At 34.9% G+C, this 26,639-nt stretch carries 16 protein-coding genes and 1 pseudogene; 5 read left to right on the forward strand and 12 right to left on the reverse strand.

Annotated features, from left to right (window positions below):
* Positions 1-18: 18 nt before the first annotated feature.
* From V6624_RS14215 to V6624_RS14230, 4 genes are all read right to left on the reverse strand, one after another.
* Positions 19-11,241 carry a PKD domain-containing protein gene (locus V6624_RS14215; protein WP_111290469.1) on the reverse strand — a complete coding sequence of 3,741 codons (11,223 nt, stop codon included), beginning with the start codon at positions 11,239-11,241 and terminating at the stop codon, positions 19-21.
* Between the two features lie 276 nt (positions 11,242-11,517).
* The gene (locus tag V6624_RS14220; protein WP_111290470.1) at positions 11,518-12,579 is read right to left on the reverse strand and encodes a BamA/TamA family outer membrane protein; all 1,062 of its coding nucleotides are present in this window, start codon (positions 12,577-12,579) and stop codon (positions 11,518-11,520) included.
* 110 nt (positions 12,580-12,689) lie between these two features.
* Positions 12,690-13,892: an FAD-dependent oxidoreductase gene (locus tag V6624_RS14225; protein WP_111290471.1), complete on the reverse strand. Its 1,203-nt coding sequence runs from the start codon at positions 13,890-13,892 to the stop codon at positions 12,690-12,692.
* A gap of 30 nt (positions 13,893-13,922) precedes the next feature.
* Positions 13,923-14,681 carry a helix-turn-helix domain-containing protein gene (locus V6624_RS14230; protein WP_111290472.1) on the reverse strand — a complete coding sequence of 253 codons (759 nt, stop codon included), beginning with the start codon at positions 14,679-14,681 and terminating at the stop codon, positions 13,923-13,925.
* Between the two features lie 309 nt (positions 14,682-14,990).
* Here V6624_RS14230 and V6624_RS14235 point away from each other — a divergent pair, with 309 nt between their 5' ends.
* Positions 14,991-15,515: a hypothetical protein gene (locus tag V6624_RS14235; protein ID WP_204251704.1), complete on the forward strand. Its 525-nt coding sequence runs from the start codon at positions 14,991-14,993 to the stop codon at positions 15,513-15,515.
* A gap of 252 nt (positions 15,516-15,767) precedes the next feature.
* Here V6624_RS14235 and V6624_RS14240 read toward each other — a convergent pair.
* The 3 genes and pseudogenes from V6624_RS14240 to V6624_RS14250 all read right to left on the reverse strand — a co-directional run.
* Positions 15,768-16,229 (reverse strand): annotated as a pseudogene (locus V6624_RS14240) (transposase); the annotation flags it as partial.
* Between the two features lie 534 nt (positions 16,230-16,763).
* Entirely contained in the window at positions 16,764-17,141 is a 378-nt protein-coding gene (locus V6624_RS14245) for a hypothetical protein (RefSeq protein WP_111290474.1), read from the reverse strand.
* A gap of 268 nt (positions 17,142-17,409) precedes the next feature.
* Complete coding sequence (locus V6624_RS14250) at positions 17,410-18,042, reverse strand: nitroreductase family protein (RefSeq protein WP_111290475.1); 633 nt, start codon at positions 18,040-18,042, stop codon at positions 17,410-17,412.
* Positions 18,043-18,149: 107 nt separating this feature from the next.
* Here V6624_RS14250 and V6624_RS14255 point away from each other — a divergent pair, with 107 nt between their 5' ends.
* Positions 18,150-18,506: a winged helix-turn-helix transcriptional regulator gene (locus V6624_RS14255; RefSeq protein ID WP_239455763.1), complete on the forward strand. Its 357-nt coding sequence runs from the start codon at positions 18,150-18,152 to the stop codon at positions 18,504-18,506.
* A gap of 1 nt (position 18,507) precedes the next feature.
* Here V6624_RS14255 and V6624_RS14260 read toward each other — a convergent pair whose 3' ends face one another.
* The 3 genes from V6624_RS14260 to V6624_RS14270 form a co-directional block, all read right to left on the reverse strand.
* The gene (locus V6624_RS14260; protein ID WP_111290476.1) at positions 18,508-18,981 is read right to left on the reverse strand and encodes a MarR family winged helix-turn-helix transcriptional regulator; all 474 of its coding nucleotides are present in this window, start codon (positions 18,979-18,981) and stop codon (positions 18,508-18,510) included.
* Positions 18,982-18,983: 2 nt separating this feature from the next.
* Complete coding sequence (locus V6624_RS14265) at positions 18,984-19,469, reverse strand: GNAT family N-acetyltransferase (RefSeq protein ID WP_111290477.1); 486 nt, start codon at positions 19,467-19,469, stop codon at positions 18,984-18,986.
* A gap of 126 nt (positions 19,470-19,595) precedes the next feature.
* A complete protein-coding gene (locus tag V6624_RS14270) occupies positions 19,596-20,189 on the reverse strand; it encodes a hypothetical protein (protein WP_111290478.1) in 594 nt (197 codons plus the stop codon).
* A gap of 312 nt (positions 20,190-20,501) precedes the next feature.
* Here V6624_RS14270 and V6624_RS14275 point away from each other — a divergent pair, with 312 nt between their 5' ends.
* From V6624_RS14275 to V6624_RS14285, 3 genes are all read left to right on the forward strand, one after another.
* The gene (locus V6624_RS14275) at positions 20,502-21,479 is read left to right on the forward strand and encodes an NAD(P)H-dependent flavin oxidoreductase (protein WP_239455764.1); all 978 of its coding nucleotides are present in this window, start codon (positions 20,502-20,504) and stop codon (positions 21,477-21,479) included.
* An 88-nt stretch (positions 21,480-21,567) separates the two neighbouring features.
* Entirely contained in the window at positions 21,568-22,470 is a 903-nt protein-coding gene (locus V6624_RS14280) for a YybH family protein (RefSeq protein ID WP_111290479.1), read from the forward strand.
* 42 nt (positions 22,471-22,512) lie between these two features.
* Complete coding sequence (locus tag V6624_RS14285) at positions 22,513-23,151, forward strand: NAD(P)H-binding protein (RefSeq protein WP_111290480.1); 639 nt, start codon at positions 22,513-22,515, stop codon at positions 23,149-23,151.
* Here V6624_RS14285 and V6624_RS14290 read toward each other — a convergent pair.
* Positions 23,148-24,011, reverse strand: coding sequence for a hypothetical protein (locus V6624_RS14290; RefSeq protein ID WP_111290481.1), 864 nt, complete (start codon positions 24,009-24,011; stop codon positions 23,148-23,150). The two genes, V6624_RS14285 and V6624_RS14290, sit on opposite strands and share 4 nt — an antisense overlap.
* Before the next feature lie 130 nt (positions 24,012-24,141).
* Entirely contained in the window at positions 24,142-26,424 is a 2,283-nt protein-coding gene (locus V6624_RS14295; RefSeq protein WP_111290482.1) for a cation:proton antiporter, read from the reverse strand.
* Positions 26,425-26,639 lie beyond the last annotated feature (215 nt).

Genomic DNA, 26,639 nt, shown 5'->3' on the forward strand with positions numbered 1-26,639 from the left:
TGCCTTTTCTAAATGGTCTTATTTGAGGTAAACCCATCCAGAGGTTTTTTTAGATCCGTCTCCTAAATCCAAAATATAGAAATAGGTACCTTCAGGAAGCGTTTTGGCAGAGCCTTCTTCTTTTCCGTCCCAAGTGTTTTTATAGCCTTTTTGGTAGTAAACCAAATTCCCCCAGCGGTTAAAAATCTCTAGCTGATTATCTGGATATCTTTCAATACAATCGATATAAAAGAAATCGTTTTGGCCATCATCATTTGGTGAAAACTCATTATAGATTTTCAGACAGTTTGGCGAAACAGTAGCGCTATCCTGGTTGTTTGCTGAATTGGTATCTATCTGATCCAGTTTAATCAAATGAGCATTGTTTAAATAGTCATTAAAATCGATAACCTTAACAGTGAGTGTTAATGTTTGTAATGCTCCAGTGCTAATTGAAGGGATGCTCCAAATACCTGTTTTTGGATCATAGGTTCCTGAACTTGCCGTTGAATTTATTAAGGAATATCCTTTAGGCAATGCATCTTGAACTTCCACATTTGTTGCGGTTAAATTGCCTAAGTTTTCAGCCGTGATAGTAAAGGTTACCTGAGTATTCATAGGAACATCTGTTTTATCGACTTCTTTGTTGATTGCAATGTCGGTAGAAGGGACGTTAATGGATTCAGAACCTTCATCGTCTTCGCTTTGATCTCCGTTATCGTTATTTGGAGTACTGTCAGGATCAAATTGATCGCTGGCTGTAACTTGTGCTATATTCACATAATCAGAAATTTCTAAGCCTAACGGATTAGCAATTGTAGCCTGATAAGTCAAAGTAATTCCTCCAACAGGAACGGTTAGATTCACCCATTTTATGATATCCTTGCTGAATATACCTCCATTATTGATATTCGAAATATTTTTGAATCCAAGCGGTATTAAGTCTTCAACAGCAACTCCGGTTGCAATACTCGGACCTTCATTATTAAGCTGGATAGTGAATGTTACAACTTCGTCTACATTTGCATTTTTGTTGCTGGCTGTTTTTTCTAGACTTAAATCGGCAACGGCAACTTTGATTTGTAAACTGTCATAATCGTCTTCTGTTGTGACCCCATTATTTGGTGTTGAATCAGGATCAGGAAGATTACTGGCAATAACCTCGGTTGTATTTGTGTATTCGCCTGCTACACCCGATGGTTTATTCACTGTTGTATAAATATCCAATGACTGATCGGTTCCGGTTGGAATATTTCCGACATTCCAAATACCCGTAACATAGTTGTATAAACCGCTTGTAGGACTACTTGTTTGATAGGTAAATCCAGAAGGCAGTAAATCTTTGACTCTTACACCAGATGCATCTGCAGGTCCATCGTTGGTAACGGTCACAGTGAAAATAACCGTTGAACCTACTTCGTGGAATGCATCTTGATTAAGAGCTGTTTTTTTTATGGACAAATCTGCCATTACAATTACTGGCGTAACAGAAATACTATCGTAATCATCCTCAGTCGTAACGCCATTGCCAGGCGTACTGTCCGGATCATGCTGATCTGCGGTCATAATTTCGGCTGTATTTAAGTATTCATCAGGAGTGCCAGTTGGACTTTTTACAAAAACATTTAAAATCAAAGTATGGCTATTTCCAGGTAGTATAATTCCAGGAGACCATTCACCAGTTGTAGGATTATAAGCTCCCGAAGTCGAATTATAGAAAATATAATCGTATCCAGAAGGTAATACATCTTTTATGGTAACGCCTGTAGCATTGCTTGGGCCCGAATTGGTTACTGTAATCGAGAATGAAATCTGCGATCCTACTGGAGGGGTAAGTATGTTATTGATTACTTTTTTCTCAATAGAAAGATCGGCTACAGCAGGAACTGGGGTTAATAATACAGAGTTGATGTCGTCTTCTGTAGTAACTCCATTATTTGGAGTTGAATCTGGATCCAGTTCATTTGAAGCGTAAACTTCGGCAATGTTTTGGTAAACGCCTGTAGTATTTACTCTAGCTCCAATTAATAAAGTTTCTGAAGCTCCGTTTGAGATGTTTCCAATTTCCCAAATTCCAGTTGTATTATAATATTGACCAGCTGTCGAACTGTACACTACATATTCGTAACCGCTTGGCAGCATATCTTTTACCTGAACACCAGTTGCAGTTTGTGGCCCGCTGTTTTTTACCGTTATTTCAAAAGTAACAGTTGCACCAAATATCGGACTTAGATTACCGCCAATTATAGATTTTGTAAGTGATAAATCGGCCATTGGAACTACAGGAACAGTTACTATTTCAGCATAATCATCTTCTGCCGTGATTCCGTTATTCGGAGTCGAATCTGGGTCAGGAAGACTGCTGGCAGTAACTTCTGTTGTATTTAAATAATTACCCGTTGCATTTACAATAGCTGTTAATTGCAATGTTTGTGCATCTCCTCTTGGTAAAGAACCAATAATCCATTTTCCGTTTGTGCTAGTATATGTTCCTTTTGTTGCCGTAAAATTGCTGAAAGTATAACCAGAAGGCAATAAATCGGTTACTTCGACACCTGTAGCGTCCTGCGGTCCTTGATTGGTTATGACTATTTCAAAAGTTACTGGAGTTCCAATTAATGGCGTAGCATTGTTAACGGTTTTAGTTAAAGATAAATCTGCTGCTTGTCCTAAAGGAGAAGTAGTTGCTGTTCCATAATCATTTTCAGTTGGAACGCTGTTGCCAGGAGTAGAATTAGGATCAGACAGGTCACTTGCGGTTACTTCTGCAATGTTCACATAATTTCCTGTCGGATTTACAACAGCGGTTATACGTAATACTTGCGAATCTCCGCTTAAAAATGAACCGATTGTCCATTTTCCAGTTGCAGGATTATAAGTTCCTTTTGTAGCGTTATAATTGGCAAAAGTATAACCAGAGGGCAATAAATCGGTAACTTCAACACCGGTCGTATTCTGAGGGCCATTATTGGTTGCAATTATTTCAAAAATAACAGATGATCCTACCAATGGAACAGTATTGTTAACGGTTTTAGTTAAAGATAAATCTGCTGATTGTGCATTTGGAGTTGTTGTAGCGGTTGCATAATCATCTTCTGTAGTAACTCCGTTATTTGGAGTTGAGTCAGGGTCATCAACGTCTGCGGCAGTTATTTCTGCAATGTTGGTGTAATTTCCAGTTGCATTTACGGTTGCTGTAATCTGTAAAGTTTCAGATTTTCCATTTATCATATTACCAATATTCCATAAACCTGTTGCTGGTGTATAGGTTCCCGTAGAAATAGTATATCCAGTAAGCGTATATCCGGAAGGAAGCAAATCTGTAACTTGAACTCCTTCATTAGCATCTTTTCCGCTATTGGTAATGATAACTTCAAAAGTAATTTGAGAACCTACTAATGGCGTTGAGTTATTTACAGTTTTAGTCAATGATAAGTCAGAAACTGGTGGAGGTGGTGGCGTGTCTGCTCTTACTCCTACGAGAGCAAATGCATAATCATCCTCCAATATTGCTCCATTATTTGGAGTGGAATCGGGATCAGGAAGATCTGCCGCGGTTATTTCTGCTCTATTAACAAAATTTCCAATCGCACTTGCCATTGCTGCAATTTGCAATGTTTCGGATTGATTTTTTGGTAAGTTTCCAATATTCCATATACCTGTTGCAGGATCATAAGTTCCTCTTGAAACGGTATATCTGGTAAACGTAAATGCTGCAGGCAGTAAATCAGTTACCCGAACACTTGTATTATCCTGTGGACCAATATTGGTAACAATTATTTCAAATGTAATTTCTGTATCAACAATTGGAGATGAATCACTAACAGTTTTGGTTAAAGACAAATCAGAAGAAAGAGCTGTTGGTGTAGTTGTTACTGTTGCATAATCATCTTCTGTTGTCACTCCGTTATTTGGAGTAGAATCAGGATCAGGCTGATTGCTTGCTGTGATTTCGGCAGTATTGGTATAATTTCCTGTAGCATTCACTACCGCTGTTATTTGTAGCGTATGAGTAGCGCTAATTCCTATATTTCCAACTGTCCATACACCTGTTGTTGCATCATAACTTCCAGCTGTTGCACTATATGACGCATAAGTATATCCAGAAGGTAGTAAATCGGTAACGACAACACCATCGGCGGCTTGTGGTCCAGCATTGTTTATCTGAAGATTGAAAGTTACTTGAGAACCTACAAGAGGAGTTGTGCTATTGACTGTTTTATTCAATGATAAATCGGCTGATATTGGAATCGGAACCGTTATTACCTCTGTATAATCATCTTCTGTCGTAATGCCATTATTTGGTGTAGAATCAGGATCAGGCTGGCTGCTTGCTGTGATTTCTGCACTGTTAGTATAATTTCCTGTGGCATTCACTGTGGCAGTTATTTGTAAAGTATACGAATCTGAAATTGGCATGTTTCCAACTGTCCAAACTCCTGTTACAGGATTATAACTTCCTGTTGTGGCACTATACGATACGTAGGTATATCCAGAAGGCAGTAAATCTGTCACAGCAACAGAATTTGCTTCCTGTGGTCCAGAATTGGTTATCTGAATACTGAAGGTTACTTGCGAACCAACAAGCGGTGTAGCGTTACTTACGGTTTTAGTTAATGACAAATCTGCTGATGTCGGAACAGGAACCGTAGTTGCTTCTGCATAATCATCTTCTGTTGTAATTCCGTTATTTGGAGTAGAATCAGGATCAGCAAGATTTGCTGCTGTTACTTCGGCAGTATTAGTGTAATTGCCAGTTGAATTTACCCTTGCTACAAGTTGAAGCGTTTCTGCATCACCAGCAACCAAATTACCTACTGTCCATATTCCTGTGGTAGTGTCATAAGTTCCGGTAGAAACTGTAAATCCAGTAAAAGTATATCCAGACGGAAGTACATCTGTTACTTGTACACCAAAATTGTCTTGAGGGCCGTTATTGGTTACAACCACTTCAAAGGTAACTAGTGAACCTACAAGTGGTGTCGTATTATTAACAGTTTTAACCAAAGATAAATCTGAAGACTGCTGAATAGGAGTAGTCGTTGCCGTTCCATAATCGTCTTCTGTTGGTATTCCGTTATTTGGTGTTGAATCTGTATCAGGAGTATCACTATTTGTAACCTCTGCAATATTCGTATAATCTCCCGTTGGGTTGACTATTGCATTTATCTGTAATGTTTCAGACTCACTGCTTTCCAATATATCTAGCGTCCATAAACCAGTTGCACTGTCATAAGTTCCACTTGTTGCATTAAAAGTAGCGAAAGTATATCCAGAAGGTAGTAAATCGGTTACCTGAACTTGAGCAGCATCTTGTGGGCCGCTGTTTGTAGTAATAATAGTGAATGTTACGATAGAGCCTACCAAAGGAGTAGCGTTACTTACCGTTTTTGTTAATGATAAATCTGCTGATGGAGGTATAGGAGTTATCACAGCATTATCTTCATCATCTTCGCTTTGATCCCCATCATCATTGTTAGGCGCACTGTCAGGATCCGGCAGACTGCTCGCGATAACTTCTGTAATATTTAGATAATCTCCTGTTGGAAGAACTTTCGCATCTATAATAAGAGATTCTGAAGCTCCTGCATTAATAGTAGCTACATTCCAAATTCCTGTAGTATAATCATAGAGTCCGTCGCTAATACTATAATTTACAAATTCATAACCACTAGGAAGAAGATCCCTTACTAAAACGCCATCAGCATCATTTGGTCCTTTGTTTGTAATAATAAGCTGAAAAGAAACTTGGCTTCCTATTACAGGGCTTGTGTTTCCGCCAACTACTTCTTTGGTCAATTCAAGATCTGCTGTTGGGGCTATAAATGTAAAAGGAGCATTGGCTTCATCATCTTCACTTTGGTCTCCATCATCATTATTAGGAGTTGAATCAGGATCAGGAAGATCACTGGCCGTTACCTCGGCAATGTTCAGGTATGGACCGGATGAATTTACAGTTGCTCTAAAGGTTAAATCTAAGGAAGCGCCAGTTTGGAGAGTTAAATTCTGCCATGTAAGATTCCCATTTGCAATATTATAAAATCCATTATTTGAAACCGAACCCGGAATTATTGTAAAACCTTCAGGAATAACATCTTTTACAGCAACTCCTGTAGCATTTCCAGGGCCATTATTAATAAGATGAAGGGTAAATGAAACTTGATCTCCTGCGGCGGCAGAAGTTGGAGAAACTGTTTTAGTCAGTTCTAAATCGGCTTGTTTTAAATTAACCGTAGCACTGCTCATATCGTCTTCTGGCAAGCCATTTCCAGGTGTGCTGTCAGGATCAAATTGTTTGGCTGTTTGTATTTCGGCTACATTTACATAATTTGTTGCTGAGGCTACATTTACTTTTGCCGTTATTTGAAGAGTTATTGCATTTCCATTATTTAGATTTCCAACATTCCATATTCCTGTAGTTCTGTTGTATTTTCCTCCACCGTTATCACTTACATAAGTATAACCGGATGGTAATTGATCTGAAACTGTAATTCCAGTTGCGTTATTGGGGCCGCTATTGCTTATAGAAATAGTAAAAATAACATTGTCATTTATGCTTACAGTGGCAGGCGAAACAGATTTATTGAGTGATAAATCGGCAACATCAAGAACTATTGAAGCGCTGCTTTGATCATCTTCGGCAGGGTTTTTATTGTCTGGCGTACTGTCTGGATCGAATTGATCTGAACGGATTACCTCTGCTGTATTTACATAAGAAGGTGTTGACAGGATAGTAGCTTTAAACTGTAGCGGTATAATAGTGCCACTCGAAATTGTTAAACCGCTCCAAGTAATTGTATTGTCACCAACATTGTATACTCCCGATGAAGTTACAGATCCTGGAACAATAGCAAAACCAAGCGGAATATAATCGCGTATGGCAACATTGGTAGCAGTAGCAGATCCGCCTTGAGCGTTATTGTTAAAAACATTTATATTGAAAGTAACTACATCACCAACACTTCCTGTTGTGGGAGTAACAGTTTTAGTCAATTCTAAATCAGCAATAGCAAGTATTGTAAGCGTCATGGTGTCTGATGAAGCGGCACAATTTCCATTGGTCACATTCCATTGGAGTGTATAGACGCCTGGAACAGTTCCAGTAACAGCCGTTGTTGGACTAGAAGCATCTGTAAAACCGATTGTACTTGGACCAGAAATTTGCGTCCAGCTTCCAGTACCAATTGTTGGAACAACTGCATTCATATTGATAGCAGAAAATTGAGGCACAATTTGATTTGGTCCTGCATCGGCAGTTGAAGGATTCGCATATATAGTTACAACAACTGTATCTTCAGAAATACAACTAGTTGAAGCAGCAGTAGTAACAGTCCATTTAAATTCGTAAACACCGGGTATCAATCCAAATATTAAAGAATTTTCATTGTTTAATGATGCAATATTGGCAGTATTTGGACCAGAAACCTGTGTCCATGTTCCTACGCCCGATGTTACTGTTACAGCATTCATTGTAGCGCTTGTTAAATTACAGAGTTCTTGATCTGGCCCTGCATCAGCAATAGATGGAGGTACATCATTAAAGGTTATGGAAACTTGATCTGAAGTAGGTGCACATGATGAGGGACTGGTAAATGAACCATTAGTAACAGTCCATGTTAAGACGTAAGTGCCTAAAACATTAATATTTGATAAAGTAGTTACTGGACTATTTGGATTGTCAATTACAGCATTTCCTCCAGGAGGTTGCGAAAAAAATGTCCATGTTCCTATTCCAACAGCGGGAGGAACAGCAGCAGTTTTGTAAGTCGTTTGACAGGCAACAGTATCATCAGGTCCTGCGTTGGCAGGGCTTGGGGGAGCATTCATTTCTATTCTAACAATATCAGAAAGAGTTCGGCAATTATTGCTTTGAAATACCCATTCAAGGATATAAAGCCCAGGAACGGTTAAATTTGAAACAGTCGTCAGTGGTGCAGTAGGAGTGTCAATAACTGCCACACTTCCTGATGGCTGATAAACAAACCTCCATTCGAATACAGTAACATCTGGGGGCGGAACATTTCCACTCATTGTGGCAACACCTGCAACATCATTAATACATAAAGTTTGATCTGGCCCAGCATTTGGATCAATACTCGCGCCATTAAAAATTGTAACATTTACAGAATCTGAGGTTCCAACACAGATATCACCGTTAGGAAATGTATTTGTGCTTGTGGTATATGTAAAAACATAATCGTTTCCAGGAACTACAGTTGCATTAGCAATATAACTGTTCGTTGGTGACTGGATAATTACAACATCAGCTATATTTCCAGTTGTACTGGTCAGCGTCCATGTTCCTGTTGAGTTTTCATTGGCTATAAGCTGCACACTGGTAACATCGCAATGTGTTTGATCTGGGCCAGCATTTGCTGCAGGATCGACTACAACTACCATATCGTCAAAACTGCCTGTGCATAAAAAGATACTTTTTGCAGTTATTGTCCATCTAAAAGTGTAAGTTCCAGCAACAAGTCCAGTAATTACTGTGTTTGGATTAGAAGGATCAACTATTAATGGCTGATTAGGAGCGCCAGTAAGAACAGACCATTGTCCTAATTCGAAAAAGCTGTCATAAGTGCTTCCGGCCATTGTTACACTGCTATTGTTGCAGATATTTTGATCTGGTCCAGCAGCTGCAGCATGAGGCGGAATCCCGATGGTAAGGTTGATATCATCAAATGCCTGCCCACAGATATCAGCATCAACTGTCCATCTAAAAATGTAGTAACCGCTATACGTAAATGTAAAAACCGCATTTGGATCATGAATATCGCTTATAGTATAATTTCCAACACCCGAAATTCTAGTCCATGTTCCAATTGATCCTCCGCTTTGTGTTGCTGCCATTGTTATAGTATTGCCACAAATTTGCTGATCTGGGCCTGCGTCAGCGGCTGGCGGAGTCTCTGCAACCGTAATTGATACACTGCTTTGGCTAGGAAAACATACTCTCAATCTTGGAGAAATAGACCATGTAAAAACATAAGTTCCGTTTCCTGGAACGGTAACCATTGTATTTGGATCAGTATCATCCGCAAAAACGACTCCAGTTGAAGGCGTTACAGTCCAAATGCCAATTTCGCCAATCGCAGGAGTATTTCCGCTAAGGTTAAAAGTTGTTGTACCCGAGGTATAACAGGCGTTTGGTCCTGCATTTGATGAGGTGGGTGCGATACTGTTATTCGTATTAATAACTACATTATCAGAGATAGATGCACCACAGGAAGGGCCTGGATGCGAATAGGAAACTGTCCATTGCAATTCATAGGATGAATTTGGTGTCAAAAAACCACTTGCAATGGCGTTGGGATTGTTTGCATCAGAAAAAGTGATAGTATCAGGACCCGAAACTTGACTCCAAGTTCCCATTTCGCCAGCTTCGGGAGGCGCGGCACTAAGAGGTACTTGCGAACTTGCACAAACCACCTGATCTATTCCAGCATCTACATTGTCTATTGTTGTGTCTGAAACATAAACGGTAACTGTTGCTACTGAAAATCCGCACGTGGCGCCACCGCCTTTTGTAATATACTGAAAAACATAAGTACCCGAAATAAGATTACTTACAGGTGTGTCAATTGCAAAATTGTCGGCAATTGTTGCAGTGTTTGGACCGCTGAGCTGACTCCAAAAATGCATTCCGTCATCTGTACTTACACCAGAGAGAACTGTAGTTGTGTCACCACAGGGCAAACTCACATCGGTTCCAGCATTAGATGGAGTAGGATCGCCAGAAACCAAAACGTTTAAGGTGTCAAAACCATAATCACATTCTACAGTTAAAGCTCCCGTTTGTTTTCGGATAAATTCTACTGTATAATCTCCTGGCGCAGTAAGAGTTAAAGTAAGCGAATTTCCAACATCTTGTAAAGCAGTAGGAAAAGGAGCCAAAGGAGAGAGGGCAGGGCCACTCAAAATTCGGTATTGATTGGAACCTGTTCCTGTTACAGCCAGCGGAATTGTAAATACAGTTGCATTACAGCTTCCAACAATATCATTTCCATTATTTGCGACAATTGTTCTGGTAGGGCCATTGTATTGTACGATGTAATCTTTGGTAAAAATACATCCCGTGTTGTTATTTGTTAGAGTATATCGAAATCTATAAGGAGCACCTGCAGAGGAGATATTCGTAACCAAAGTTGTTGGATTTGTTGGTGAAACAATTACGGCACCAGCACCTCCAGAGACTTGCGACCAAGCTACGGTTTCACCAGCGTATAAAGGAGTTTGCGCAACAAGAGTAACCTGATTTATAGTGTTGTCACAAAAAAATATATTTTCGTCTCCACCTGGCAGTTGCGTTACATCCTGAGTTGCGGGTGGCACCGTGATTACAACGGTATCATTTCCTGAGGCACAAGGCCCAGCAACGGTCCATCTAAAAGTATAAGTTCCTTCAACCAGATTTGAAATACCAGTTCCATTAGAATTCGGATTGCTAATAGTTGGAGTATTTGGTCCGCTGACAAATGACCATTGACCATTTTGTCCGTTAAGTCCGCAACCACCATAAGTACCATTTAAGTTAGTTGACTGTGTAGTAGTGTAACAATTGCTTAAAGTTTGATCTGGACCTGCAGAAATAGGTTTTACGCCTCCATAATTAGTAACTGTTATTTGAGAAGTAGTTCTACATCTTTGTCCAGGAGCATATTCTGGTCCTTCGATAACCCACTGAAGTGTTGTAACACCACAGCTTGTTTCAGGCAAACTGATTGTTGAGGTGGCTAAATTTGGAAAATTAATTACAACTCCTGCATTATTGGCTCCTACGATTTCCCAATATCCTGCTTCTCCTGTGTTTTGCGGAGTATTTGCAATAATTGCCAACGTACCGTTATTATTAGGACAGCTCGCAATATTTGCACCAGCATTTGCTTTTGTTATTGGTTTAACATTAATCACTTTGTCTTGATAAGACAATATCCCGTCACTACAGGTTGCACTATATCTAAAAACATAAGTATTGCCTCCAGTATAGCCTGAAACTGTTGTACTTGAGCTATTTGGCGAATTGATCGTTACTGCAGGACCCGAGATTTGTGTCCATTTGACTGTGCCAATAATTGGAGTTGGAGTATTTCCAGTCAAAACCAATGCATCGGTTTCACAAATAGTAACATTCAGTACTCCGGCATTTACAGTGCAATTTTGTGAATTTACCTTAATAGTAGCACATACTAATAGAATAAAAACTAGTAAAAGTTTTTTAGAATAATTAGTAAAAATGGAGGGAACGTAAAATTGTGCCATAAGCAATCAAAGTATTTAAAGGCAGATACAGAGAAGTCAGGCCCACCTTAAATTAATAAATTGTGTTGAGCATTAATTTGTAATTAGGTCGTGAAGTGTGTGTTTTTGGGAATAATCAAATTTAGCAAAAGATCACCTTGAGATATTTTTTTGTATGTTCCATATTATAAAATGAAACAAGAAAACCTGTATTGCAACAATTGAAAAGTAGTATTATTTATACGAAAAAACTTCAAGTCGTAATAAGTTGAAGTTTAATTATATGTTTTTTCTTAATTAAAAAGCTTCGCCGATTCTAAAGTAAATTCCCCAGTCTCCTTTACCAACGGCACCGTCTATGCCTACATTAAATTTTGATTTTTTGAAAGGATTGTATCGATAGCCAACTCCACCGCCAGGATATAATTTCCAATCAAAGCTTGGAGTATCAGAACCATAAATAGTGGCAATACCAAAAAAGCCAACTAATCCCATTTTCTTAGCAAAGTTATAACGATATTCTCCCTGAATATCCATTAATCCTGAACCGCGATATTTCCCTTCGGAATAACCTCGAATATCAGTTCCTCCAATTGTACTCTGCTGTTCAAATGCTACATTTCCTAAACCAAACTTGCTGTAAAAACGAACGGCAATAACATCTTTTCCTTCTCGATAGGGAAAGTATTTATTGGCTTGAAAAGATATTCGATTCGATGCTAATTCATTATCTAAAAACTTTGGATAAGTCGACCAATCCATTCTGATTTTATAACCTTTGGTCGGATAATAGACAGCATCTCTAGTATCATATAATAAGTTTACAACCAAAGCATTGCTATGTGAAACCGATTTAGGAGAAATATCATCTTCATAAACTGTATTGTAATGTGCATACGTATAAGAAAGTCCGCCGTAGAACTTTCCAATAATTTTATGCTGACCGCCAACACTTAAAACAGTTGTTTTAGTTCCATAATCATAAAAATCTGGCTGATCAATATCATCCACATAAAATTGTGAATTCTGATTTCCAGTAAAAAAGAAAAGTTTTAATCGCCATTTGTCTTCATTCAAATACCATTTATTAAAAAGCGCTATAAAATAGGATTTATTGGTAGTGTAAATTGCCGACATTCCTGATAAAGATTTTGGCGAAATAGTATCAGCTTGATTGACTTTGTACATCGTCATCGGAATTACTCCAAACATAAAGTCTAAATTTCGATTGTAACTTAGATAAGGCATTACTCTCAATTCGATTTTCTTTTCTTTTTTCGAAATAGAATCAGTAGTTTTTTGTCCAAAAGAAGAATAGATAAAACCTGCAAAAAAGAATAGGAGTAAAAAATGCCTCATAGTATAAATTTATTTTAATGAAACTTATATGGGAATGTAGATACTTAAGAAATGCTTTTTGGGTATTTGTAAATTTAAATAAAAAATATAACTAATTGAAATTAAAATGATTAATATGATTTTGTTTTGCTGAATATCGAAAGAAGATTTTCTAAAGCATCTTTTGAATGCAATTGTTCTCCATTTCTTAAAGTATCTTTTGTCGCTTCAGCAGCTCGTTCCAGCATTCGTTTTTCAAAATAAGAAATAGCAGTTTTCAAATCTGAAAAATGATTATTGGTTAAACATTCTGAAAGTTCAAGAGCGTCTAGCATAGCAAGATTAGCACCTTTTCCAGCAAACGGAGGCATTCTATGCGCTGCATCTCCAATTAGACTTAGATTTTCCTGAGTTTTCCAAGATTGATCTAAAGGGAAATAATACTGCGGACGCGGAATAAAATACAATTCATTGCTCAGAAAAAGTTCGTGCCATTCAGAACTCCAATCTTGATAAACTTCTTTAAACCATTCAAAAATTTTCTGATTGTCTTTAAAATCCAAATCGCTTTCTACAAGCCAATTTTCGGGTATTTTAGTACTAAGCAAAAACATCAGCGAACCGTCTCTTTTTGTACCGTACATAATGTTTTGTCCATTTCCTAAAGCAAGAACTTTTCCGCCTTTCGAAAACTCAAAAAGATTGGGAGCATTTTCTTTTGCGTTATAAATCGTTCCTTCAATCATAGTAATTCCAGAATAAATGGGTTTCTCTGTACTTAAATAAGAACGGACTTTCGAATTGGCACCGTCAGCAGCAATTACCAAATCAGCATAAATAGTTTTTCTGTTTTTAAAATACAAACGCCAGCCTTGATTTTCTTTTTCCATCGAAAGAAACTGACTGTTCCAAACAACAGTTTCAGGCAAAAGCGATTCTAATAAAATAGCTCGAAGCTCCGAACGATCTATTTCTGGTCGAGGTTTTGAAATGTTCTCTAGAGAATTTGTATGGTTATTCGAAATTTCTTCAAAAGCAGTTTTCTGAATGTTATGTTCATCAAATTTCAATTCAAAATTTTGATTGACAATTCGAGCTTTACTCGCAGTTGGCCGAATATTTTCATAAAACTCAGTCAATAAATTTGCTTGTTTCATGGCTTTTAAACCAGAATCTTCATGTAAATCTAAAGGAGAACCTTGAACGCGGACTTCTGAATTTAAATCTCTTTCATAAACTTTTACATTTACATTTTGAAGTTGCAAAAGGCGCGCTAAGATTAAACCGCCCATTCCGCCGCCAATAATGGCAACTTGTTTATTTTGTAGTAACATAGTTTTGTGTTTAAAATCTATGTTGCAAAATTATTTAGAGGAAAGAGCAGATAATAGTATAAATCGGTTGTTTTTGTTTTGAAATAGTTCTTTTGGAAGTGAACCCGAAATTTTCTTGATCTCTTTAATGAAATGTGTTTGATCTGAAAAATTCTCTTCAGGAAAAAGTTTTCCTTTTGCAATATGTTCCAACGAAGCTCGAAAACGAAGAATTGAACAATATGCTTTCAGCGAAAGGCCAAAATACTGATTAAAATAGCGATTTATTTGACGGCTACTCCAATGAGATTGTTCGGATAATTCTTTGACTGACATTGCGCCGTTGCTTTCATAGATGAGTTTAAAGAGTTTTTGTTTTCGCACATCGATTTCCTTTATTAGTAAAGAATCAATTTTTGCCGAAGCTTTTTTACAGAACAATTCAAAATTTTTTAAATCATTTTCGTTGAAATCCCAAAAGTTGCTTTCGAGTATTTTTCCTGAATTTATAAGGTCTGCAATACTTTCGTTAAAAACATATTCAGCGGCAGGAAGTTTAAAGCTGATTACAAAGGTTAGACTATTGGCTGGAATTTTACCTTTTTCATATTGCTGAGTTCCTAAACCTAAAAGTCTAATTTGAAAAGAATTTTCTGTTGTTTTTATTAATGATAAGTCAATTCGTCCATCGGGAAGTCCAATTGTTTCTAGCGTTTGGTCCGATTTATTCTCCATGCACCAAAAACTATCCACAAAATCCGATAGGTTTTTGCTGGGTTTTATTGATTTGTATTCTAAATCGTTGTACATCGATCAAATTTTTAAGCGAAATTATGCAAATTACAATTCACTTCTATAAAATCAAATCATGCTTAGAACGCTTATATTAAGGTTTCTAATTCGCTAAAAACCGTCATGAAAAACTTAACATTGGGTAAGTTGTTGGTTTTAAATGGTTTGTAGTGAGTTTTTTTAGCTATGAAAAACTTAACATTGGCGAATACCTTTTTCAATCTATCTTTGTTTATTATTTTTTGATGTTAATTTAATGATTTAATAACATTGAAAATTAGTTTAAACCAAAATAAATTTAATCAATTTCTTAAAATTAACAGAATAATGGCAAAAGAAGTGCTTACTAATGAAATCGATCAGGAAGTAGAAGTTGCTCCAGTTATCTCAAGTGATGAAAACGAGCAGAAAGATGCTCCGACTTCAGAAACAGAATCGGTAAACGAAACTACAGAAGTAAAACCAAAACCTAAAAGAGCTCCAAAAAAAGCAACAGAAAAAGAAGTTGCCATTGCAGAGGAGATTACAGAAGAACCAAAGCAAGAAGGAGTTACATCTGAAGTTGAAGAAGAAACATCAGAAGAAAACGAAAACGAATCGAAATCTAAAAAGAATAAAAAGATGAAAGAAAAAGAGAAAAAAGAGAAAAAGAAAAAAGAGAAAAAGAAAAAAGTAGCTAAGAAAAAAGAAAAAGCGAAAGACAAAAAGAAGGAAAAAGCTAAAAAAGCAAAACTAAAAGCTCAAGCGAAAAAGAAAGCAAAAGCAAAAAAAGCAAAGGATAAAGCTAAAGCGAAAAAAATCGCAAAAAATAAAGCAAAAAGATCTAAAGCAAAGAAAAATAAGAAAAAATAGTTTTTAATTGTTAATGGTTAATGGTGAATTGTGAATTTTTCCAAAGCAGTCATAACAATAGAATAAAAAAGCCACAGATTATAGATTAGTATTGATTTCTAAAATCATTTTACTCTATAATCTGTGGCTTTTTTATTCGTATAGACTTTTCAATCTCAACCATCAACAATTAACCATCAACAATTAACCATCAACAATTAACCATTAACCATTAACCATTAACAATCAACCATTAACAATCAACCATTCTCATCTTTTGTTTTCTTTTGTTTTCTTTTGCAAAGCAAGTTTATCAATCTTCTGAAGAAATTCAGGATCAAATTCAGAATAAGCCCTTAATCGGTATTTTTCATCTCTAATTTTCATGACCAAGCGTATTTTTTGAACCATTAACCAAATTGGTTCGTAACGTTTATGACCTAAAAGATATTGAATTTTAAGAATTGATATTTTTCGATGAGAAAGCGTCATTAATTCGATGCAAATCATCCAATATCTAACGGGAAGATTAGAATTCTCCATCACGGTTCCAGATCGAAGACTGATTCGGTTGCCACATTTTCGACATTGAAATTTAAAATCATTCTGTCGGAAAGAGTGTGCATTATGCCCACATTTCCTGCATAAAAGACCATTTTCTAAGCGCTTGTTTTTTAGTTCTTCAATACAAGTTGCTTCGTCAGGATATTTTTCAAAATAGGCACGTAATTCCATTTATATAATTCCTCATTTACTTTTCGAAATATAGAATAATTTATAGAAATGAAAAGAAATTTGTATAAAAAAACTGTTTTTTAATATTATGGACTATAAAAGCATAAACAATGCTTTTGACAAATAGAAAAGATAGAGGATTTTTCTACCCGTTTTTCAAGTTTGAAGCCTTGAACTATGGGCTAAATAGGATGGTTTGTGTAATAATATATGTCGCTCCGCTGGAGCTTTTTTTTAAAGATTGTCGATTTTTTTTTCTATAAATATTTCGTCCCTCTGGGACTTTTCTAATGACTTTAAATAGTTCCTCTGGGAATTTTTTAATAATTTTAAATAGCTCCAGAGGAGCTCAATATTTATAGAAAAAACAATACCGATAGTAAAAAGCTCCAGCGGAGCGACATATTTAATTTGAACGCAAAGAAATTTTTTTACGTGTTTACTAAAATTAGATCTTGAGTTTTGTTTCCGACTAAAAAAATAAAAAGGAATACTCTTAGCAGAATATTCCTTTTTATAAGGGGCAAAATTGAGTTATAATTTAGCTACGATTTCTTTTTTGTATTTATTTAAGATAGATTTTGTCATACCTAAATTAGCTTTTGTAGAATCTACAGCTAGGTAAATAAAGTAATCTTGATTGTCAGAAACGTCGATAATGTGAATTTGAGAACTTAGCGTAATCATAATATTATCAATAACCTGACCATGTAAATTTAAAGCTTTAATAGCGTTCATTTTTGCTTTAACTACTTCAAGGTTGTAAGCAGATGCCAATTCTGGATCAAAATCTGCAACAGCAGAGTGTGAATAGTATGACATACCGCTTGCGATTTCAGCTACAGAAACTGCAATGAAACCTGGGACGTTCTTTTTTAGGTCTTCCCCAAATTGCGTTAAAAAATCAGACATAATGTTAGAATTTTAATTTGTTGTAATAAGAATGAATTGTTTTGGATGAAGCAAAATTAGCTATACGATATTATTTATTTATCCGCTTTGAATACCTTTTTTTGTATAAACATTAAAAATAACATTCTTTTAATCAAATTGTGTTTTCTTCTGTTTTACATTACAATTGATTTTGTTTTGAAAATGAAATATTTAAACTGAAAATGCTTCTAAAAAAGCCAGCGAGGCTTTTCCAGAAGCATTCTTTATTTAAGCAAAAAATAATTTTTTACTTGATTTCTGTTATAAATTCGTCTTGTGGAGTTCTCACTTTTTTCAAATTTACCAACCAGTCGTTTGCATCATCTCTATATCCTATAGGTAAAACCAAAACGCTTTTTAGTCCAAGTTCGCTTAAACCTAAAAGTTTGTCAACTTCAGCAGGAATAAAACCTTCCATTGGAGTTGCATCTACTTGCTGTTCAGCAGCAGCAGCGATTGCTACGCCAAAAGAAATGTAAGCTTGTTTTGCAGCGTGGTTAGCGTGCCATTCTTGTCCAAGAGGCTCATACATTCCCCAAAGTCTTTGTTTGTACTCATCCATTGCATTAGCAGGAATTCCTCTTTCAGCAATTGTTCTGTCAAAAACAGCAGAAATTTTTTCTAAACTATAACCATCCCAAGCAGCCCAAACCAAAACGTGAGAAGCATCTGTAACTTGACTTTGATCAAAACTTACAGTTCTAATTTTGTCTTTTAATTCTTTGTTTGTAATAACAAAAATCTTGTAAGGCTGTAATCCAGAAGAAGATGGAGCAAGTTTTGCAGCTTCAAGAATATAATCTACTTTTTCTTGCGGAACAGCTTGTCCGTTCATTTTTTTTGTAGCGTAACGCCACTTTAGTGCATCTATTAAGGCCATTTTTCTTTAGTAATTAAAAATTGTATTCAAATGTAAACACTTTAAGTGTATTTTTGTCATCCGATTACCAAAAGTAACTGTAACATCGAGGTAACATACAATAGAACATGCTGAAAGAACTAAAACACGATCCTAAAAAATGCACACAACATATTATGGCAGTGCATGACGCAATGTATATTTTAAACGGAAGATGGAAAATCTCTATTATTGCATCACTTTGCTTTAATACTTTAAGATTTACCGATTTATTGCGCGAAGTCGAAGGAATTTCAGGAAAAATGTTAAGCAGAGAATTAAAAAATCTCGAAGAAAATCAATTAGTTACTAGAACTGTTTTGAATACACAGCCCATAACTGTAGAATATCAGCTTACAGAATACGGACATACATTAAAAGAAGTAATCGATTCTTTAGCAAAATGGGGTCATAATCACAGAAAAAAGATCACAGGGAAAGAGTAAATCAGCTTTTGAGTTCTGAAATTCTCTGAAAAAATCCCTGAGAAGCTAGTTTTTGTTCTGTTTCTTCAATAGCTTTCAAAAGATTGTTTTGATTGTCAGTGATTTCGTTTAAAGCATTTTTCATAATGGTCCAAACGGGCTGCATTTTTACAACAAGATCTTTTCCTTTTGCTGTAAGAACAATCAATCTTTTGCGTTCGTCCAATTTATCTTTTTTAGAACTGATGATTTTCTGCTTTTCCAATTCCTTCAATAAACTTATAGTAGAAGGGTGGCTATAGCCAATTTCGGCAGCAATTTCAACAACACTCAGCATTTCTTTGATGTGCAAAGTGTAAATTACAGGAAACCATTTTGGTTCAAAATCAATATCGAAAGACTTATAAATTAAAGCCCCGTCTTTGCGAAGTTGTTCGCTCAGACGTTGCAATCGAGTAGATATGGCCAAAATACCAATTTCATCAATGATATTCATTTCTATTGATTTAGATTTAAATGACAAAAAACATTATCAGGTTTCATTAACGGAAAATCAGTTGGAAGTGCTTCTTTTGGGATTGTTACAAAATTATTTTTTTCATAAAAACGTAAAGCAGCTTGCAAGAGCGTAACCGTTCCTAAATATAAGTCTTTAATTCCGTTTTCTTTGCTGTATGCAATTAACTGTTCTAATAATTGTTGGGCAATTTGAAATTCTTTTCCTCTGTATTCCTTCTTAACGAACATTTTTCTGATCGCTCCAGCTTCAGCATTAAATTTAACCAAAGCGATTGTTCCAACTAATTTCTCGTCTATAAAAGCGCCAAGAAATATTCCGCCTGGGTTATAGTAAAAGTTTTCAATGTCCAGTAAATCTGGCTGATCTTCTAAAGTAACAGGAACATTAAATTCTTTTTGCTGAATGTTTAAAATCAAATCAACGATTTCATTTTCGTACTTATTTTGTATTGGTTGAATGCGCATTTGTCTTGTAAATTAAATATATGTACAAAACTACGTAGTTAGCTACATATATGCAACAAAAAAACTGCTGAAGTCAGCAGTTTTAAGTGTTTTTTATGATTTCAAACGATTTCTTTTTATAAGATTTTATTCTTTAACTAATACAATAACGGCTTTATAACCTGTGCCAACATTCCATTCGCTTGACGAAATAACTTGACCTTTATCGTCATAAACTTTAAATTCGGCTGTGTTTGGAGAAGCAAAACCTTCGTTAAGTGCTTCAATATCAATTTTATTGATTCCTTTAACCAAGTCGATTTTTACGCTTTTAAATTCGCCATTTAAGAAAACTTCAGGTTCAATTACTTTATCGTTCAAATATACTTTTACTTTATCGCCGTCTACAAAAGCTGCATCACGGTACATAATTGTAGAAGTAGCTGAAGTGGTATTGATATTTCCTAAAAATTGATTTCTTCTATAAAAAATCCCTTCAACATTTGCGTCTTGTTTGTAAACGTTTCTGTCTTTAAATAGTTCGTCTGGATTAACCTGTAATGGCGCAGGTTTTTCTACAGGCGACGGCGGATTTTCTTTTGGAGCAACTTCTTTGGGCGGAATAACTTCTTTTACGGCAGGATCTTTTGCCGGAATCGTCTTGAATTTATTATTGAGTTCTTGGGCAAAGCTGTGCAGAGAAAAAGAAGCAAAGGCAATTATTAAAAATATTCTTTTCATGTTTTTATAAATATTAATCTTGTGTGGTATTATTTTGAAAAGATTAGATGCATCATAATCTTTTATATATAAACATTTTATGAAACCAATTATTGTCTTGTTATAATTATTTGTAGAAAAATTAACTTCTTAATAAACGGAAGAACTACATCTTTTCGCTAACTTGAAGTCCCTAAAATGAAGACTTTTTAAAGAAATTTCATTGAATATTTAAAAGACAGAAATCATGGAATGGAAAAATGTTTTAACCGACTTATTCAAAATTGATTACCCCATCATACAAGCGCCAATGCTTGCGTTACAACCCCAGAAATGACGGCATCGGCAAGCAATGCAGGAGTTTTAGGATCGCTCGCATTAGGAGATCTTCCTGCTGAAAAATGTATCGAATTGATAAGAGCAACAAGAAAATTAACTGATAAACCTTTTGCAGTAAATATTTTTGTGCATAAAATAGATCCCATTACGCCAAAATTGGAATCTGAATATTTAAAAACAAGGAAACATCTTCAAAAGTTGGCAGAAAAATCAGGAATTGATGTAGATTTTCCGAATATAAATGAAATTAAACTTACTGATTATCACGATCAAATTGAGGCAATTCAGCTGGAAAATTGCAATATTGTAAGTTTTACTTTTGGAAATTTAGATGCAGAAAGCATTGCCGCTTTAAAGGAAAATAAAGTGCTTTTAATTGGAACATGCACTTCTGTTCATGAAGCTATTGTTTTGGAGCAAAGTGGTATTGATATTATTTGCGTACAAGGAATTGAAGCGGGAGGACATCGCGGAAGTTTTCTAGAAGAAACAATTCCGCAAATTGGTGGATTGTCGTTGCTTTCGCAAGTAACAGAACATGTAAACGTACCAATTATTTATGCTGGTGGAATTTATAATGCTAAGACTTTATTGGCGTCCAAAACTTTAGGAGCAGACGGTTTTCAGATTGGAAGTTTGTTTTTGGGTTCTGTTGAAAGTGCTTTACATGATTTTGAAAAGCACCGACTTAGAAATTTAAAAGAAAATGAAATTGTTTTAACTAAAAGTTATTCAGGAAGATACGCTCGCGGAATTAGAAATGCTTTTATAGAAGAAATTGAAAATTCTGAATTTATTCTTCCGTATCCGTATCAAAATAAACTAACTGCAGAGTTGAGAAAAACAGCTAAACTGGAGAAAAACACTGATTTTGTAAGCATTTGGGCAGGGCAATCTATAAATAGTTACAGTGATGTTTCGACCGAAATTATTATTAGAAATCTGATAGAAGAAATAGAAAAATTTGTATAAAAAACTAAAAAGGAATATTTAAGTTTTTAATTATAAAATACTGTTTGTTAATATGTTATATTTGTTTTTCAATTAAAAATTATCGGCTATGATTAAATTTAGTTTTACCTTTTTTTTCTTAGCATTTGGTCTTTTTGCGCAAGAAAATAAAATTGATCCCGAAATTAGAAAACAAATTGAAGCGCATAATACTGCTTTTGAAACCGCTTTTACTAAAGGAAATCAAAGTGCATTAATAAAAGCATATACAGATCAATCTGTTTTTATGCCCGAACACAGCAGGCAAAGAACGGGTAAAAAGTCAATTTCTGCGTTCTACGAACAATGGCTTTCTCAGGCGAAAATTACTTCATACCAAAGAGCAATTTTGGAACTACAGGATTTTGGAAATTATGTTCTTGAAATTGGAAATTTTACTGAAAATCTGATCTTAAAAGGACAAGATCCTTATTCTTATTCTGGAAAATATGCTGTTTTATGGCAGAAAAAGAAACAGCTTCTCACTATTGTTGCAGAAATCTGGGGTTCGGCGAGTTATTTTGATGATAAAAATATTCCTCAAATAGACGATTCGGATGTTTCTCAAACTCAAGAATATATTTCGTCAGATAAGTTGACTTTAGAAGTTAAAGAAAGAAATAATACCATTAAAAGATTGGTTCAGAATAGGCAAGGAGCGGAACATGCCAAAATGTTTATGCCCGACGCGATGTATTTAACGTATTATACGCCAATTCTTTCTGGCGAAAAAGACATTACAGCTTATTTTACAGAACATGAAAAGCCTGGAACATTGAAAATTGAGCAAATCTCAATCAAGACTTCTGGAATTATAAATGCAGGAAAAGCAATTGTAGAATTTGGTTTTTACAATGTGGATTGGCGCGATGGTGATAGTAATGGAAATGTAAAAGGAAAAAGTATAAATATTTGGAAAAGAGACAGTAAGGGGAAATTAATGCTTTTTCGTCAAATGGTAAATCATGATTAAAATAGAATAAAACATTATATTTACTTTCTAAACCCTTTATTTATGAAAGCATTGGTAATTGGAGCGACAGGTGCAACAGGAAAAGAACTTGTTAATTTGCTTTTGGAAAGTAATGATTATGAATCGGTTTCAATTTTTGTGAGACGTGCTACAGGAAAATCACATTCAAAATTGAGAGAACATATTGTTGATTTTTCAAATGTAAATTCTTTTCAGGGTTTAATTACTGGAGATGTTCTGTTTTCATGTCTTGGAACAACTTTAAAAGTTGCAGGTTCAAAAGAAAAGCAATGGAAAATTGATTTTGACATTCCAGCCGAATTTGCTTCTGCTGCAAAGCAAAATAATGTTAATTCCTTGGTTTTGGTTTCTTCTTATGGAGCTTCTTCAAAAAGCAGTGTATTTTACTCGATGATGAAAGGAAAACTGGAAGAATATATAGATGAACTTCATTTTTCTCAGTATCTTATTTTTAGACCAGGACCGCTGATTCGTGAAAATTCAGATCGTTTGGGAGAAAAGATTTCGATAAATATTATTAAAGTATTCAATGCAATTGGACTTTTTAAGAATTTAAAACCAATTACAACGGCATTCTTAGCTACTAAATTATTAAAAGCACCGAAAGAATTTTCTACAGGAAAATTTACTTTGGAGCTTGGTAATATTTTGAAAATTTAAATTTTATTCCTTTCGATTAATATATTATTGATCTCATCTTTTTTATGTGAATAATATTTTTTTTGTGGATGAAAAGAAACCTCTTTTAAAGTAGGACACTCTAACAATGGTGATAAATCTCCAGTTTCACAATTCCAAAAATTAATATTTTCTAACGCATTCATATTTCGAACAAAATCTAAAGAATCTAAATCAGAGATTAATGTTTTTTTTATGCTTTGATTATTATTCAAGAAGGAATAATCAATTAATTTCTTACTTCCTTCAATGTCTAATCTTTCTAATTTTTTTAATTGTGCTAGATTATTGGCATTATATAGATTAGAATTTCTCATTAGCCAAATCCATTTTAAATTTGCTAATTCTTCAATGCCATCAAGTGAAATTAAATTTTTAGAGTTATCTAATCTTAAAAAAGTTAATTCTTTTAATTTAGATAACTCACAACAATTTTCTTTAGAATATCTTGAAAAATAAAGCTCTTTTAAATTTATTAGAGAGCTTAAGTTTTGATAGCTTTCATTATTAAGATATAATTTTTCTAATTGAGTTAATTCTTTAAAATCAATATTTATTGGTAATGCGATTGTAAAATCTATTAGTTCTTGCAGAGAATATATGGCTTCAATATTCTTAACGCTTTGAAGTTTAAAAGAATCATCAATTATTAGTTTTTTTATAAATTTTTTATCTTTTAAAGGCAATAGGTCTAAATGGCATTTAAAATCACAATCATCTGCAAAAGCTTTAATACGAATTGAATCAAAAGATTTTTTCTGCGCTTTTAATATTCCTTCTTCCAAAAATCTTGGATCTATTTCGTACATATTTATACTGCTATTATAAGTATATTTTTTCATAGCTCTCCGTGTTAAATAAATGTTTTTTCTTACAAATTTAAATATTTTTCACACAGTAAATATTATTTAAATCAAAAAAGCGCCTTCTTATTGAAAGAGGCGCTTTTTCTTTGTAAATCCAAAACAAATTCTATTTTTTATCTTCAGAGATAATTAATGTTGACGGAATATTAGTTAACCACGGGCTCTTGGTTTCTACTAAATGTTTCCATCCGTCAATTGAGATGAGCATAAGATCTTGCTGATTTAAATAATCTTTCTCGATTGAATGCTCTTTTCTTAGCGAAAGCTGACTTGAAGCAGCTTGTTCCATTAATCTAATTTTTTCTTTTGTGTCTAAATCTGACATGATTTTTCCTTCTACATCCAAAATTTCAATTCTGGCATCAGTATTCTGAATAAATTTTTGAACATAATTTTGTATCAAATCCCAATCTTTGGCATTGAATAGCGGAATAAAAATATGTGCGATTTCAGTTAAATCTTTATCAATTAAAATTCCGACTGGAATATGAGATTTAGCAATAATCTGCCTCGTTCCGTCATCAAAAGGAGCTGATTCTAAGATGTTTTCTTTTCCAGTAACGGTGTTTAATATTTTCTCAGGATTAATCATTCGGGTTGTAAAGCCAAGGACTCTTCCTAACAAACTTCCTTCATAAATAGATTGTCCAATTCCAACTAATAGTAAATCGTGTTTGCTTTTGTTGGCAACATTTACAATTTCGTTATCAATATCAGAAGACGCTTTAAACATCGTTGTGATATTTCTGTTAAGCGTTACAGATTCTTCAACAACACCTTTAAATTTTTCTGTTTCGTAAACTTCTGTATTGTAATGGTGCAATTCTTCAGTTGGTAGAAAATGCATTGCTGTAATTTCAGAACTTTCAGCTCTTTTATTCGTTAATCCATCAGCTACTTTAAGCAAAGCTCTTCCAGATTCTGGTCTGTCAAAAGATAATAAAATGCGGTATTTATTTTTCAGACTGACATCTTCTTCAGTTTCTGTTTTACTCGATTTGAAAATCCAATTAATAAAATCTAAAGTTGGACCTGTCATAAATGTAGTGGCAAGCGCCATAATTACGAACATAGAGAACAACTCTGGACTTAAAACTCCAAGATCGTAACCAATATTTAAAGCAACCAATTCGGTTAAACCTCTTGTATTCATTAATGCTCCGATCGACAAACTGTCTTTCCAGTTCTGGCCTACGAATTTTGCTGCAAGCGCACTGCTGACAAACTTACCTATAACTGCTACTGAGAAGATTAATCCAGCGATTTTCCATAAATAAGGTTCATTCAATAAACCAATTTGTGTTCTTAATCCAGTAAATACGAAGAATAATGGCAATAAAAGTACAAGTGCAACATCTTCGACTTTTTCGATAAAAAGATTTCTAAATCTAATGTTTTCAGGCATAATTGCACCAGCAATAAAAGCTCCAAATAAAGCGTGGATTCCGATAACTTCTGTCAAATAAGATGAAACTACAAGAGTTAAAAAGAATATTGCAACAATTGGTTTGCTTAATTTGTCGCTTGTAGCATATAAATCTCCGATTCTTTTAAGGAACGGACGAACTACTCTGATCATTAAAAAGACGTAACCTAAAGCTAAAAGAACCGTGTACAAAGCGCTTCCAAAAGAACCTGCTTTTACAATCGCAATTACAACTGCTAGAATACACCAAGCCGTGATGTCATCGGCTGCGGCACAAGTAATTACGATTGTTCCTAATTTAGTTTTATGAATGCCGCGTTCCTGCACAATTCTGGCAAGTACCGGAAATGCTGTGATGCTCATCGCAATTCCGGCAAACAAACCAAAAGATGTAAATTGTACATCTGCAGGGGCAAACTCGTCATATATAAAGTACGCCAATCCCATTCCTAAAACAAACGGAATGATGATACTTGCGTGGCTAATAACTACAGCATCGTGGGCTTTGTTTCTTAGAATTTTCATGTCGATTTCCATTCCCACGATATACATGAAAAGAATCAAACCAATCTGGCTTAAGAATTGAAGATTTCCAAGTGATTCAGCTGGGAATAATGCTGCTGAAAATTCGGGGAAATACATTCCAATTAATGAAGGTCCCATTACAATCCCGGCGATCATTTCTCCAATTACAGCGGGTTGTTTTATTTTGATGCAAATCCATCCAAAAATACGGGCAACAAAAATGATTGTAACGATCTGCGCCAATAATAGGGCTAACGGATGATGCAAGTTTTTAATAAGAGAATCAAGAAATTCGCCCCATTGACTTTTATCTGAAGTAGGGATTTTAAGATTTCGGCCTGTTTCCAGTTTTACACCTAATAGAATAATCCAATACATCAGAAGAGAGAAGCCTCCAATAATTCCAACGTAAAAAATACTGTTTCTTAAATTTTTCATTTACTTTAAATTTTACTCATTCAAGCGCATTATTTCTTAAAAAAAGAAAGGAAAATGGCTTTTTGAAGAGATTAGTTTATAAAATCTGAGCAATTTTATGACAAAATTGGCGTTCATGAAATAGGTGACATTCAATTTTGTAATGACCTAGAAAAAATTTGTAATGAAATAAAAAAAGGAGGATTTGACGGATAAAATTTGACGTATATCTAACA

Origin of the sequence: Flavobacterium ginsenosidimutans (genome assembly GCF_037478105.1) — a bacterium.
Classification (GTDB): domain Bacteria; phylum Bacteroidota; class Bacteroidia; order Flavobacteriales; family Flavobacteriaceae; genus Flavobacterium; species Flavobacterium ginsenosidimutans.

Coding starts and splice junctions, on each gene's coding strand:
- V6624_RS14255 (WP_239455763.1), top strand. CDS start 18,150: ATGCTGAAAGAACTAAAACACGATCCTAAAAAATGCACACAACATATT.
- V6624_RS14230 (WP_111290472.1), bottom strand. CDS start 14,681: ATGTACAACGATTTAGAATACAAATCAATAAAACCCAGCAAAAACCTA.
- V6624_RS14250 (WP_111290475.1), bottom strand. CDS start 18,042: ATGGCCTTAATAGATGCACTAAAGTGGCGTTACGCTACAAAAAAAATG.
- V6624_RS14290 (WP_111290481.1), bottom strand. CDS start 24,011: ATGAAAAAATATACTTATAATAGCAGTATAAATATGTACGAAATAGAT.
- V6624_RS14295 (WP_111290482.1), bottom strand. CDS start 26,424: ATGAAAAATTTAAGAAACAGTATTTTTTACGTTGGAATTATTGGAGGC.
- V6624_RS14215 (WP_111290469.1), bottom strand. CDS start 11,241: ATGGCACAATTTTACGTTCCCTCCATTTTTACTAATTATTCTAAAAAA.
- V6624_RS14270 (WP_111290478.1), bottom strand. CDS start 20,189: ATGAAAAGAATATTTTTAATAATTGCCTTTGCTTCTTTTTCTCTGCAC.
- V6624_RS14280 (WP_111290479.1), top strand. CDS start 21,568: ATGATTAAATTTAGTTTTACCTTTTTTTTCTTAGCATTTGGTCTTTTT.
- V6624_RS14285 (WP_111290480.1), top strand. CDS start 22,513: ATGAAAGCATTGGTAATTGGAGCGACAGGTGCAACAGGAAAAGAACTT.
- V6624_RS14235 (WP_204251704.1), top strand. CDS start 14,991: ATGGCAAAAGAAGTGCTTACTAATGAAATCGATCAGGAAGTAGAAGTT.
- V6624_RS14220 (WP_111290470.1), bottom strand. CDS start 12,579: ATGAGGCATTTTTTACTCCTATTCTTTTTTGCAGGTTTTATCTATTCT.
- V6624_RS14275 (WP_239455764.1), top strand. CDS start 20,502: ATGACGGCATCGGCAAGCAATGCAGGAGTTTTAGGATCGCTCGCATTA.
- V6624_RS14245 (WP_111290474.1), bottom strand. CDS start 17,141: ATGTCTGATTTTTTAACGCAATTTGGGGAAGACCTAAAAAAGAACGTC.
- V6624_RS14265 (WP_111290477.1), bottom strand. CDS start 19,469: ATGCGCATTCAACCAATACAAAATAAGTACGAAAATGAAATCGTTGAT.
- V6624_RS14260 (WP_111290476.1), bottom strand. CDS start 18,981: ATGAATATCATTGATGAAATTGGTATTTTGGCCATATCTACTCGATTG.
- V6624_RS14225 (WP_111290471.1), bottom strand. CDS start 13,892: ATGTTACTACAAAATAAACAAGTTGCCATTATTGGCGGCGGAATGGGC.